This window comes from Tannerella serpentiformis, assembly GCF_003033925.1.
Taxonomy (GTDB): Bacteria; Bacteroidota; Bacteroidia; order Bacteroidales; family Tannerellaceae; genus Tannerella; species Tannerella serpentiformis.
The window spans coordinates 1,038,098-1,050,284 of the sequence record NZ_CP028365.1 but is presented as its reverse complement, the minus strand read 5'-3'; the positions used below and the strand labels follow the sequence as shown (position 1 = coordinate 1,050,284).

The following is a 12,187-nucleotide window of genomic DNA, read 5'->3' as shown; positions in this document are numbered from 1 at the left end:
GCCGAAAATGAAAAATGCCGGGTACACGCTGCGAGAGGCGTGTATCCGGCATTGTCATAAGTAAGAAGGACATCCCCAAGGGGGTACCCCGGGGATATGCCCCCCTACTTCAGGTTCGTACGGTAGAAATCGGCAATGCGATCGAAGGGGATCTTGTCCGTTTGGTCGTAGAGATCCGTGTGCGTAGCGCCGGGGACGATCAGCAGCTGCTTATTGTCGCCCTTGAGGCGACGGTAGATGTCTTCGCCCATGTAACGGCTATGCGCCTTCTCGCCGTGGACGATGAGGACTGGCGCGTGGAGGTCTTCGGGGTGCGAGAGGAGGGCGTTGTTCATCCAGCCCGTCATGGCCTGTTGCATCCACCCAAGGTTGGAGTTGACCGAGCGGGGATGATAGCCGCGCGGAGCCTTGTAGTACTCCGAATACTGGCGGACGAAGTCCGGCTCTTTGCCTGTGAGCTGGTCGACGGGGATGGTCGTGAAGGCGTGTTTTGTGAGGCCGGCGGCGTACTCGCTGGTGCGGAGGTCTGCGATCTCCTGCTTGGCGCGATAGCGGTCGTCGGCCGTGCCGCTGTCGTTGTAGCCCCAGGCTCCGATGCGTGGCATGTCGTACATGGTGCTCGCCACGACGGCTTTGATGCGCGGATCGTTAGCGGCAGCATTGAGCGCGATGCCGCCCCAGCCGCAGATGCCGAGGATGCCGACGCGTGCGGGGTCGACACCGTCGAGGTTGCAGAGGTAGTCGACGGCGGCTTGGAAGTCTTCCGTGTTGATGTCGAGCGAGAAGACGTCGCGCGGATGGCCGCCACTCTCACCCGTAAAAGAGGGGTCGAAGGCCAGCGTGATGAAGCCGCGCTCGGCGAGTGTCTGTGCGTAAAGTCCGCTGGACTGCTCCTTGACGCCGCCGAAAAGTCCGCAGACGGCGATGGCGGGCAGCTTGCCCGTAGCGCCTTTGGGCATGTAGAGATCGGCGGCCAGGGTGAGGCCAAAATGGTTGTGGAAAGTCACCTTGCGGTGCTCCACACGGTCGCTTTGAGGGAACACTTTGTCCCATTCTGAAGTCAGTGACAAAGCCTCATCGAGAGGAGAACTTGCCGTTTTGTTCGTGTTCATTGTGCCTTGTGCTTGAAGAGTGAATGATGAGGCGCCTGCAAAGAGGAGCAGGCGGCCAGGGGATGAATGTATTTTCTCATTTGAAATATGGGGAATGAGGTTTCGGGTGAAAAAAAGAATGCCGGACACGGGTGGGGAGAGGGCGGGCATCTGTATCCGGCTATTCTTAGTGAGCCATAGCGTTATTCCTCCGGCAGCTTGATGTCGGGATTGCCGTCGTCCGGTTTCTTCGGATCCTTCGGCTTCTCGTCCGGCTTCTTCGGCTGTTCCGGTTGCTTCGGGTCGGGCGTAGGCTTGGGATCCTTGGGCTGCTTAGGTTCCTTCGGTTCTTTGGGAGTCTTGGGTTCCTTCGGCTTCTTGTCCCCGGCGGCCTTACGCTGGGCGAGGCTCTGGCGATAAACTGTTTCGATGCGGTCGGTTTGCTTGTTCATCGCTTCAGCCACTTGGGCAATAACGTTCGGGTCGACCGGCGCTTTGCCATAAACGTAATTCCATTGCAACACCAAAATCACGCGTTCATAGAGTGCATCCGTTTCGGGGCGCACCTTGCCAGAGGGCGGCAGGTGAGTCTTTTCCACTTCTGTCTCGCGGCGCTCTTTATAGATCTTACGGAACTCCGTGTTGACGGCCTCCAGCTTGGTGACCACCGGATCCAGCCCCAGCTTGGTGACGTCGGCCGTGTATTTGGCGTCCTTGAGGTCGGCCAAGAATCCTAAGATGTCAGCCGTTTCGCGGTCGAACGATTCCTTTTGAATGCCAGCGTAGCGGCGGGTCATAACGGAGAGGCGCTTGGCAGCGGCCACCATGTCGGCGTCGCTCAGCAGCAGGGCGTTGCGCACCGAGGCGATGATGAACAGCACCAGCCGGTCGCGCTCCTCGTCCTTCTCCATCATTAACGCCGTATTGGCGTCGGCCTGCGCGTCTCGATTATTCGAGATTTCGGTGTCGATGTTGCCGCGCCATTCCGGCATCACGTCGTCGGGCATACCGAGCTTCGTCGGGTCCACGGCGTGCACGATGTCGTACGTCTCGCTGTGAAATTGTACATGCAGGGGATTGTCATACTTTCTCAGCCCCGGCTTGTTGATTACTACGGTCTTTTTCATTGGACCTCCTTTGTTAAATGATTAAACGTGTTGATAGTTCGCTTTACTCCCCGAGAGTTGAGTTTGCCCGAGCCTCGGAAATGCCCCCTCCCGAAGGTTGGCCCCATTTCCTTAGTCGGGAAATGCCCCCTCCCGAAGGTTGGATCCATTTCCTTAGTCGGGAAATGCCCCCTCCCGAAGGTTGGCCCCATTTCCTTAGTCGGGAAATGACCTCTCCCGAAGGTTGGCCCCATTTCCTTAGTCGGGAAATGGCCTCTCCCGAAGGTTGGCCCCATTTCCTTAGTCGGGAAATGGCCTCTCCCGAAGGTTGGCCCCATTTCCTTAGTCGGGAAATGGCCTCTCCCGAAGGTTGCCCCCATTTCCTTAGTCGGGAAATGCCCTCTCCCGAAGGTTGGATCCATTTCCTTAGTCGGGAAATGACCTCTCCCGAAGGTTGGCCCCATTTCCTTAGTCGGGAAATGACCTCTCCCGAAGGTTGGCCCCATTTCCTTAGTCGGGAAATGGCCTCTCCCGAAGGTTGGCCCCATTTCCTTAGTCGGGAAATGCCCCCTCCCGAAGAGCGTCGGCGAAAGTAGAAAGATTTGGCAATTCCCCTTTGGCTCCCGGCCGCCTGATCATTCATCCCTGCGGGATGTCTGGGGGCGAATGCAATTCGCCCCTACACGAGTACCCGGCAAACTTGGCAGGCATCCCTGATGCCCCCGGCCCAACTTCGCAGCCCCCGCCTCCGCCCGCCTTGGACTGCGTAAACCGCGGACTTACCTTTGCCCCCGTCAAAAAAGGAGCGGCTGGCGCTCGTTGAACGGCTACTTCTCCCTCCTTTTGACTACTCCTAACTACATTATATGACCTCTATAAAGATGATCGAACAACAACTCTCGGCGGCCGTACGGGCTGCCATCGAGGCGCTCTACAACCACACCGTGGCGCCCGAACAAACCGCGCTGCAAAAGACAAAGAAGGAGTTTGAGGGCCACCTCACCCTTGTCGTCTTCCCCTTCCTGCGCATATCCCGGAAGTCGCCCGAAGAGACGGCCCGCGAGATCGGCCAGTACCTCCGCGAGCACGAGCCCGCCGTGGCCGACTTCAACGTGATCAAAGGCTTCCTCAACCTCACCATCGCCGGCAGCCGCTGGGTGGAGGCGCTCGGCGCCATCCATGCCGACGACGCCTTCGGCACACGCCCCATCACGGCGGAGTCGCCCCTCGTCATGGTCGAATACTCGTCGCCGAACACCAACAAGCCCCTCCACCTCGGCCACGTGCGCAACAATCTGCTCGGCTATAGCCTCTCTCGCATCCTCGAGGCCAACGGCAACCGGGTGGTCAAGACGAACATCGTCAACGATCGCGGCATCCACATCTGCAAGTCCATGCTCGCGTGGAAGAAGTGGGGCGAGGGCGCCACGCCGGAGTCGACCGGTAAGAAGGGCGACCACCTCGTGGGCGACTTCTACGTGCTCTTCGACAAGCATTACCGCGAGGAGCTGCGCACGCTCGAGGCCACCGGGCTGACCCGTGAGGAGGCCGAAGCCCAGTCGCCACTCATGGCCGAGGCGCGCGAGATGCTGCGCCGTTGGGAGGCCGGAGACGAGGAGGTGCGCGCCCTTTGGGCCACGATGAATAGCTGGGTCTACGCCGGCTTTGACGAGACGTATCGCCGCCTTGGCGTCGGCTTCGACAAGATCTATTACGAGTCGCAGACCTACCTTGAGGGGCGCGATAAAGTGCTCGAGGGCCTCTCGCGCGGACTCTTCTACCGTCGCCCCGACGGCTCCGTCTGGGCCGACCTCATCGCCGACGGACTCGACGAGAAGCTCCTCCTGCGCGCCGATGGCACGTCGGTCTACATGACGCAAGACATCGGCACCGCCAAGCTCCGCTACGACGATTACCCCATCGACCGCATGATCTACGTCGTCGGCAACGAGCAGAACTATCACTTTCAAGTCCTCTCTCTCCTGCTCGACAAGCTCGGGTTCGCCTTCGGCCGCGGCCTGATCCACTTCTCCTACGGCATGGTGGAGCTGCCCGAGGGCAAGATGAAGAGCCGCGAGGGCACCGTCGTCGATGCGGACGACCTGATGGACGAGATGATCGCCACAGCGCGCGACATCTCCAACGAGCTGGGCAAGCTCGACGGCCTCAGCCGCGAAGAGGCGGACGACATCATCCGCATCATCGGCCTCGGCTCCCTGAAATACTTCATCCTGAAGGTCGACCCGCGGAAGAACATGACCTTCAACCCCAAGGAGTCGATCGACTTCAATGGCAACACCGGCTCGTTCATTCAGTACACCTACGCGCGCATCCGCTCCGTCTTGCGTAAGGCCGCCGAGCAAGGGCTCACCGTCCCCGCCACGCTGCCCGCCGATACGCCGATCAACGCCAAGGAGCAAGCCTTGGTGCAGTCGCTGGCCGACTTTGCCGACGTCGTGCGTGAGGCGGGCGAGACGTACAGCCCGGCCTGCATCGCTAACTACACGTACGATCTGGTGCGGGAGTTCAACCAGTTCTATCACGATTACTCGATCCTCGGCGAGGCCGACGAACGCGTGCGCGCCTTGCGCCTGACGCTGTCGGCCGAGACGGCCAAGGTGATTCTCACCGGCATGTCGCTCCTCGGCATCGAAATGCCAGAGCGGATGTAAAGTCTTTAGTTACGAGTTACAAGTGCATAGTAAGTACCCGGCCAGTTTGGCCGGCGCCCCTTGGCGCCTTGATCTTCTTTTGCCTTCTTTTCTTCCATCAAGGGAAGAAAAGAAGGTAGGGGTCAGGGGACAAAGTCCCCAATAAGCCTATCCATGACGCCTGTCACTCGTCACTCGTCACTCGTCACTTGTAACTCCACCCATACATGAAGCTCATCACCATCCTCGGGGCACGTCCCCAGTTTATCAAAGCCGCGACTGTCAGCCGTGCCATCGTCGAGCATAACCGCCGCGCCACCGATAGTTCTCAGATCGAAGAAAAGATCCTGCACACCGGCCAGCACTACGACGCGAACATGAGCGACGTCTTCTTTCGTGCCCTCGAGATCCCTCGCCCCGCATGGAACCTGCAATGTGGCGGCATCGGCAGTCACGCCGAGGCCACGGCGCGCATGATGACGGGCATCGAGCGCGTGCTCCTCGACGAGCGCCCCGACCGCGTCCTTGTCTACGGCGACACCGACTCCACGCTCGCCGGTGCACTGACGGCCGCCAAGCTGCATATCCCCGTGGCACACGTCGAGGCCGGTCTGCGCAGCTTCAACCGACGCATGCCCGAGGAGATCAATCGCGTGCTTACGGACCACTTGGCCGACCGCCTCTTCTGCCCCACGCATGCCGCCATCGACCACCTCCGCCGCGAGGGCATCACCGATGGCGTCATGCACACGGGCGATGTGATGTATGACGCCGCCCTCATCTTCGGGAGCCTCGCCGCCCGTCGCTCGACTGTCATCGAATCGCTTGGCCTCACGCCGAAAGCGTTCTATCTCACCACCGTCCACCGCGCCGAGAATACGGACGACGTCACGCGTCTCACGGCCATCGTCCGCGCCCTCATCGAGGCCTCCACGCCCACGTGCCCCGTCGTTTGGCCGTTGCATCCCCGCACGCGGTCGCGCCTCGAAGCCTACGGGTTGCTTGCCCCCTTGAGCGACGCGGTGCGCCTGACGGATCCGGTCGATTACTGGGATATGGTGCGGTTGGAACAGTCCGCCGCCGCCATCCTCACCGACTCGGGCGGGATCCAGAAGGAAGCCTACTTCCACCGCACGCCCTGCGTCACGTTGCGCGACGAGACAGAGTGGACGGAGACGGTCGAGGCCGGTTGGAACAGCGTCGTAGGTTGCGACCCCGACCGCATCCTCCGTGCCCTGTACGAGCCGTCGCCCACGCGCCACGAGATAGCCGACTTTGGCGATGGCCATGCGGCGGAGCACATTGTTCGGGCGTTGTTTTAGAGGGTAGAGGGTAGAGGGTAGAGCCGGGTACATCATTTGTCTCTCTCCTGCTCCACTCTCTCCTCTCTCCTCTCTATCCTCTATCCTCTACTCTCTATCCTCTACCCTCTACCCTCTATCCTCTACAAATGAAATCCGTACTCATTCTTTGCGACCTCTTCCCCCCCGCCTTCGGCCCCCGCATGGGCTACCTCTGCAAGTACCTCGCGGGTGAGGGATGGACGCCTGTCGTAGTGACCGAGCAGGTGCCGGGCGACACGTTCGACTTCCTGCGCGAAGGGGTAGACGTGACCTATGTCCCTGCGTCACGCATGGCCAGCCTGACCGACGTCTTCTTCGGTCGCAAGACAGCCCGACTGGAGCGTGCGGCGGAGCGAAAGCTGGCGGAGCGGCCGTGCGATGTCGTGCTGTGCAGCACCTATCGCGAGTTTCCCTTGGATGCCGCCCGACGCATCGCGCGCCGTCACCGCCTGCCGCTCGTCGTCGACCTGCGCGACATCATCGAGCAGTATGCGGGCGACGAATACTTGTCGCACCCGCTGCCCCGACTCTTCGGCGTGGAGCGGATCGTCGCCCGACTCTTCCGCGCGCGCAGCCTCGCTATCCGCAACCGCGCGCTGGAGGAGGCGAAGGCTGTGACGACCATCTCGCCGTGGCATGTGGAGGTGCTCCGCCAACGCAACCCGCACGTGCACCTCATCTATAATGGCTACGACCCCGAACTCTTCGCCCCGCGCACCGTCCGCACGCCGCAGTTTCGCGTCACGTACACCGGTCGCCTGCTGAGCACGGCCATGCGTAACCCCGAGCTACTGCTGCGGGCCGTCGCCCGACTTGCGGCCGAGGGTGAGATCACGCCCGAGACGTTCCGCATCCGCTGGTTCACCGACGCGGCCTCCCGGCGCATCATCGAACAGGAGGCCGAGCGCTACGACTGCGCACCGTTCATGGACTATCCCGGCATGGTGCCCGCCACGGCTGTGCCTGATGTACTCAACGAGAGTTCCGTGTTGCTGCTGCTCACCAACCGCGCCGCGCCCGACGGTCCGCAGGGCATTATGACGACGAAGTTCTTTGAGGCGTTGGCCGTAGAGAAACCTATCCTCTGCGTTCGTGGCGACGAGGGGTGCCTGGAGCAGACCATCGCCGAGACGCGCTCCGGGCTGTCGGCCCACAACGAGGAGGAGGTGCACCGCTTCCTGCTCCATCATTACCGCCGCTGGCAGACCGATGGCTTCACCTCCGCCGATCCCGACCGCGCGGCCGTCCGCCGCTTCTCCCGCCGCGCACAAGCCGGACAGTTCGCACGGATTATAGAGGGTAGAGAGTAGAGGGTAGAGGGTAGATCCGGGTACCTGTCATAGAGGGTAGAGATTAGAGGGTAGAGGGTAGAGCCGGGTACATCATTTGTCTCTCCCCTGCTCTCCTCTCTCCACCCTCTATCCTCCACCCTCTACCCTCTACTCTCTACCCTCTACTCTCTACCCTCCACTCTCTACCCTCTACCCTCCACCCTCCACCCTCTATCCTCTATCCTCCACCCTCTACCCTCTATGCTCACCCTCCACGTCATCGCCCTCAACATCCCGTACCCCCCGAATTACGGCGGCGTCATCGATATCTATTATAAGCTCCTGGCGCTCCACCGGCTCGGCGTACGGCTCATCCTGCACTGCTACGAATACGAGCGCCCGCGCGCCCCGGAGCTGGAGTGCATCTGCGCCGAGGTGCACTATTACCCGCGTCGCACGGGGATGCTTGCGAACCTCACGCTGGAGCCTTACAACGTGGCCGGCCGACGCAACGAACGACTCGTGCAACGCCTCTTGCAGGACGACGCGCCGATCCTCTTCGAGGGCCTGCACACGTGTTTCTGCATCGACGACCCACGCCTGGCGGGGCGCGTCAAAGTGTTCCGCTCGTGCAACATCGAGCACGATTATTACCGGGCCATCGGCCAGGCTGAGCGCCATCCGCTCCGCCGACTCTTCTACCGTCTTGAGGCGTGGCGCTTCCGTCGCTACCTGCCCCACGCCGCCGCGGCCGATCTCGTCGCAGCCGTCTCCACCACCGACACCGACGCCCTGCGCCGCCTGTTGCCCGACTCGCGCGTCACCTTCATCCCCTGCTTCCATGCCCACGACAGCGTCAGCACCGTGCCCGGCCGCTCGGACTTCATCCTTTATCACGCCAAGCTCTCGGTGAAGGAGAACGAGCAGGCCGCGCTGTACCTCATCCGCCACGTCTTCCCCCGCCTCGCCCCCGCGCGCTGCATCATCGCCGGCATGGATCCCACGCCGACACTCTTCCGTGAGGCGGCGTGCCAGGCGCATATCACCGTCGAGGCCAACCCCACGTCCGAGCGCATGGACAGCCTGATCCGCGAGGCGCAGATCCACCTGCTTGTCACGTTTCAGGGCACGGGCCTGAAGCTGAAGTTGCTCAACAGCCTCTTTGCCGGCCGACACGTGGTGGTCAACCCGACGATGCTGGCGGGAAGCGGGTTGGACAGCCTCTGCCACATCGGCGCCACGCCCGACGAGCTGGTCGACACGTGTCGCCGCCTGATGGACGTCCCTTTTCGCGACGCCGAACTCGATGCGCGTCGCCGACTGCTCCTCCCCGCCTTTTCCAACGAGGCGCAGGCGCGGCGGCTGTTGGAGATGATCGAGGGGACGCGCGTTGCATAGATGGGGCAGCGCTCAGAATCGGATTCTGGGGGAAATGCAAGGCATGCAATCGCTCAGAATCAGATTCTGGAAGAATTGTAAGGTCTGCAATGGCTCAGAATCAGATTCTGGAGGAAATGTAAGGCGTGCAATCGCTCAGAATCAGATTCTGGAGGAAATGCAAGGCGTGCGATCGCTCAGAATCAGATTCTGGAGGAATTGCAGGGCGTGCAATGGCCCAAAACCGGGTTTTACAGGAATTGCAGAGCATGCAATGGCCCAAAACCGGGTTTTAGAGGAATTGCAGGGTGTGCAAAGGCCCAAAACCGGGTTTTAGAGGAATTGCAGGGTGTGCAAAGGCCCAAAACCGGGTTTTAGAGGAATTGCAGGGTGTGCAAAGGCCCAAAACCGGGTTTTACGAGGATTGCAGGGTGTGCAATGGCCCAAAACCGGGTTTTACGAGGATTGCAGGGCGTGCAATGGCCCAAAACCGGGTTTTATGAGAATTGCAGGGCGTGCAATGGCCCAAAACCGGGTTTTACGAGGATTGCAGGGCATGCAATGGCCCAAAAACAAAGAGCGGGGGCCGAGACCGTATCCCGCACCCCCGCTACATACAAGCGTGTGTAATGAAGACTCTCCGCTACGCGGCAAAGCCCCCACGGTTCTATTTGAGTTCAGACAGCGCTTTGGTGATACGGCGCATGGCCTCGATGATGGCCTCGTCGGAGGCGGCGTAGGAGAGGCGGATGCAGTCTGGGGCGCCGAAGGCATGACCGCCGACGGTGGCCACGTGGGCCGTCTCCAGGAGGTACATGGCCAGGTCGGCCGAGTCGTAGACTTTGCGATCGCCGGCGCTGCGGCCGAAGTAACGGCTGACGTCGGGGAAGATGTAGAAGGCGCCGTCGGGCACAGCCAGACGCATGTCGGGGATCTCGCGGCAGAGGCGGCAGATCAGGTCGCGCCGACGCTTGAAGGCCACGCGCATCTCCTCGACACACGCCTGGTCGCCGGAGAAGGCTTCGCAGGCGGCTTTCTGCGCAATGCTGCTGGGCCCCGAGGTGTACTGTCCTTGCAGCTTGCTGGCGGCCCGGGCCAGCCACAGCGGGGCGGCCAGGAAGCCAATGCGCCAGCCGGTCATGGCGTAGGCTTTGGAGACGCCATTGATGACGGCCACGCGGTCGCGCAACACGGGGAAGGAGGCGATGCTGGCGTGGCGGCCGACGTAGTTGATGTGCTCGTAGATCTCGTCGGAGATGACGACCACCTGCGGGTGACGCGCCAGGACGTCGGCCAGGGCCTCCAGCTCGTCGTGGCTGTAGACGCTGCCCGTGGGGTTCGAGGGCGTGCAGAGGATGAGCGCCTTGGTCTTGGGCGTGATGGCGGCCTCGAGCTGCTCGGGCGTGATCTTGAAGTTCTGGTCGATGCCGGCGGGCAGGATCACGTTCGTGCCCTCGGCCAGCTTGACCATCTCCACGTAGCTTACCCAGTAGGGGGCGGGCACGATGACTTCGTCGCCCGGATCTACGAGGCAGAGCAGGGTGTTGCAGATGGACTGCTTGGCGCCGTTGGAGACGATGATCTGATCGACGGTGTAGTCGAGGCCGTTCTCCCGCTTGAGTTTGGCGACGATGGCCTTCCGCAGGTCTAAGAAGCCCGGGACGGGGCTGTAGAACGAGAAGTTGTTGTCGATGGCCTTCTTCGCCGCGGCCTTGATGGGGTCGGGGGTGAAGAAATCGGGCTCGCCGACGCTCAGGTTGATGACGTCGACGCCTTGTGCCTTCAGCTCATTGCTTTTCTGCGACATGGCCAGTGTGGCAGACGACGAGAGACTCGTCAGGCGAACAGAAAGATGTTCCATTGTTGATTCTATTTATGGTTGGTTGTTATATAGGGTGGTTATGCCTCCTTCGGAGGCGGTAGTTACGGCCTTGCGGCCGGGTAGTTATGCACCTTCGGTGCGGTAGTTATAGGGTAGTTACAGGGTAGTCATAGGGTAGTTATGCCTCCTTCGGAGGCGGTAGTAGGGGGGAGTTACAGGGCTACTTCTAACTACCTCTAACTTCCTTCTAACTACCCGGCCGAAGGCCGTAACTACCTGAGGGCGCAGCCCTCATTCTACGTTAGTCAACGTGTGGCCCATGCGTTCCTTCTTGGTGCGCATGTAGAAGGCGTTGTATTCGTTGGGGGCGACTTCGATGGGCACGTTCTCGACCACCTCCAGCCCGTAGGCTTCGAGTCCGACGCGCTTGACGGGGTTGTTGGTGATGAGGCGCATTTTGGTGACGCCGATGCGGCTGAGGATCTGTGCACCCACGCCGTAGTCGCGCTCGTCGGCCTTATGGCAGAGGTGCAGGTTGGCCTCGACGGTGTCCATGCCTTCGTCTTGCAGCTTGTAGGCGTGGATCTTGTCCATCAGCCCGATGCCGCGGCCCTCTTGGTTGAGGTAGACCACCACGCCGCGCCCTTCTTTTTCGATCATGCGCATAGCCATGTGGAGCTGCTCGCCGCAGTCGCAGCGCAGGGAGCCGAAGATGTCGCCCGTCATGCAGGAGGAGTGTACACGCACCAGCACGGGTTCGTCCGGGCGTTCGCCGATGTTGCCTTTGATCAGCGCCGCGTGCTCCAGGCCGTTGCTCTTCTGGCGGAAGGGGATGATACGGAAGGGGCCGTATTCGGTGGGCAGCTTCGCCTCGACGCCCTCCTCCACGAGCGACTCGGTGCGGAGGCGGTAGGCGATTAGGTCACGGATGGTGATGATCTTGATGTTGAAACGTTCGGCCACCTCCATCAGCTGTGGCATGCGGGCCATGGTGCCGTCCTCGTTGAGGATCTCGATCAGTGCGCCGGCGGGATAGAGTCCGGCCAGGCGAGCCATGTCGACGGTGGCTTCGGTGTGTCCAGCGCGACGCAGCACACCGCGCGAACGGGCCCGCAACGGGTTGATGTGCCCCGGCCGACCGAGGTCGGTAGGTTTCGTAGTCGGATCGGCCAGTGCGCGGATGGTCTGTGCGCGGTCGTAGATGGAGACGCCCGTAGTGCAGCCCATGCCGAGCCGGTCGACGGTGACGGTGAAGGGCGTTTCTAACGTGGAGGTGTTATGGGCCACTTGCATGCCCAGGCCCAGCTCCTCGCAACGCTCCTCCGTGATGGGGGCGCAGAGCACGCCGCGACCGTTCTTGAGCATGAAGTTGACTTTCTCAGGGGTGATCTTTTCGGCGGCAATGATGAAGTCGCCTTCGTTCTCGCGGTCTTCGTCGTCGACAACAATGAGGAACTTGCCTTCGCGGAAGTCTTCGATCGCTTCTTTGATTGTGTTCAATCGGTTCATTTTATATGAGGGTGTAT

8 protein-coding genes are annotated in these 12,187 nt (G+C 61.3%); 4 read left to right on the top strand and 4 right to left on the bottom strand.

Annotation, left to right across the window (positions count from 1 at the left end; translation table 11 throughout):
* Positions 1 to 104 precede the first annotated feature (104 nt).
* A complete protein-coding gene (locus tag C7123_RS04305) occupies positions 105 to 1,112 on the bottom strand; it encodes an alpha/beta hydrolase (protein WP_069175896.1) in 1,008 nt (335 codons plus the stop codon).
* 182 nt (positions 1,113 to 1,294) lie between these two features.
* Complete coding sequence (locus C7123_RS04300; protein WP_038000332.1) at positions 1,295 to 2,218, bottom strand: DUF6261 family protein; 924 nt, start codon at positions 2,216 to 2,218, stop codon at positions 1,295 to 1,297.
* An 860-nt stretch (positions 2,219 to 3,078) separates the two neighbouring features.
* On the opposite strand from C7123_RS04300, the gene argS reads away from it, so the two are divergent.
* The 4 genes from argS (at position 3,079) to C7123_RS04275 (ending at position 8,860) form a co-directional block, all read left to right on the top strand.
* A complete protein-coding gene (gene argS, locus C7123_RS04290) occupies positions 3,079 to 4,869 on the top strand; it encodes an arginine--tRNA ligase (protein ID WP_069176428.1) in 1,791 nt (596 codons plus the stop codon).
* A gap of 206 nt (positions 4,870 to 5,075) precedes the next feature.
* Positions 5,076 to 6,170 (top strand): non-hydrolyzing UDP-N-acetylglucosamine 2-epimerase, encoded by a 1,095-nt coding sequence (wecB, locus tag C7123_RS04285; protein WP_069175894.1) that lies wholly within the window; start codon positions 5,076 to 5,078, stop codon positions 6,168 to 6,170.
* A 128-nt stretch (positions 6,171 to 6,298) separates the two neighbouring features.
* The gene (locus C7123_RS04280; protein WP_069175893.1) at positions 6,299 to 7,501 is read left to right on the top strand and encodes a glycosyltransferase; all 1,203 of its coding nucleotides are present in this window, start codon (positions 6,299 to 6,301) and stop codon (positions 7,499 to 7,501) included.
* Positions 7,502 to 7,723: 222 nt separating this feature from the next.
* Positions 7,724 to 8,860 (top strand): glycosyltransferase, encoded by a 1,137-nt coding sequence (locus C7123_RS04275; RefSeq protein ID WP_069175892.1) that lies wholly within the window; start codon positions 7,724 to 7,726, stop codon positions 8,858 to 8,860.
* 646 nt (positions 8,861 to 9,506) lie between these two features.
* Here C7123_RS04275 and C7123_RS04270 read toward each other — a convergent pair.
* Together C7123_RS04270 and C7123_RS04265 are read right to left on the bottom strand one after the other, a co-directional pair.
* Positions 9,507 to 10,700, bottom strand: coding sequence for a pyridoxal phosphate-dependent aminotransferase (locus tag C7123_RS04270; protein WP_069175891.1), 1,194 nt, complete (start codon positions 10,698 to 10,700; stop codon positions 9,507 to 9,509).
* A 252-nt stretch (positions 10,701 to 10,952) separates the two neighbouring features.
* Positions 10,953 to 12,170, bottom strand: coding sequence for a bifunctional 3,4-dihydroxy-2-butanone-4-phosphate synthase/GTP cyclohydrolase II (locus tag C7123_RS04265; RefSeq protein ID WP_038010371.1), 1,218 nt, complete (start codon positions 12,168 to 12,170; stop codon positions 10,953 to 10,955).
* Positions 12,171 to 12,187: the final 17 nt, after the last annotated feature.

Coding starts and splice junctions, on each gene's coding strand:
- C7123_RS04300 (WP_038000332.1), bottom strand. CDS start 2,218: ATGAAAAAGACCGTAGTAATCAACAAGCCGGGGCTGAGAAAGTATGAC.
- wecB (WP_069175894.1), top strand. CDS start 5,076: ATGAAGCTCATCACCATCCTCGGGGCACGTCCCCAGTTTATCAAAGCC.
- C7123_RS04275 (WP_069175892.1), top strand. CDS start 7,724: ATGCTCACCCTCCACGTCATCGCCCTCAACATCCCGTACCCCCCGAAT.
- C7123_RS04305 (WP_069175896.1), bottom strand. CDS start 1,112: ATGAACACGAACAAAACGGCAAGTTCTCCTCTCGATGAGGCTTTGTCA.
- C7123_RS04265 (WP_038010371.1), bottom strand. CDS start 12,170: ATGAACCGATTGAACACAATCAAAGAAGCGATCGAAGACTTCCGCGAA.
- C7123_RS04270 (WP_069175891.1), bottom strand. CDS start 10,700: ATGGAACATCTTTCTGTTCGCCTGACGAGTCTCTCGTCGTCTGCCACA.
- C7123_RS04280 (WP_069175893.1), top strand. CDS start 6,299: ATGAAATCCGTACTCATTCTTTGCGACCTCTTCCCCCCCGCCTTCGGC.
- argS (WP_069176428.1), top strand. CDS start 3,079: ATGATCGAACAACAACTCTCGGCGGCCGTACGGGCTGCCATCGAGGCG.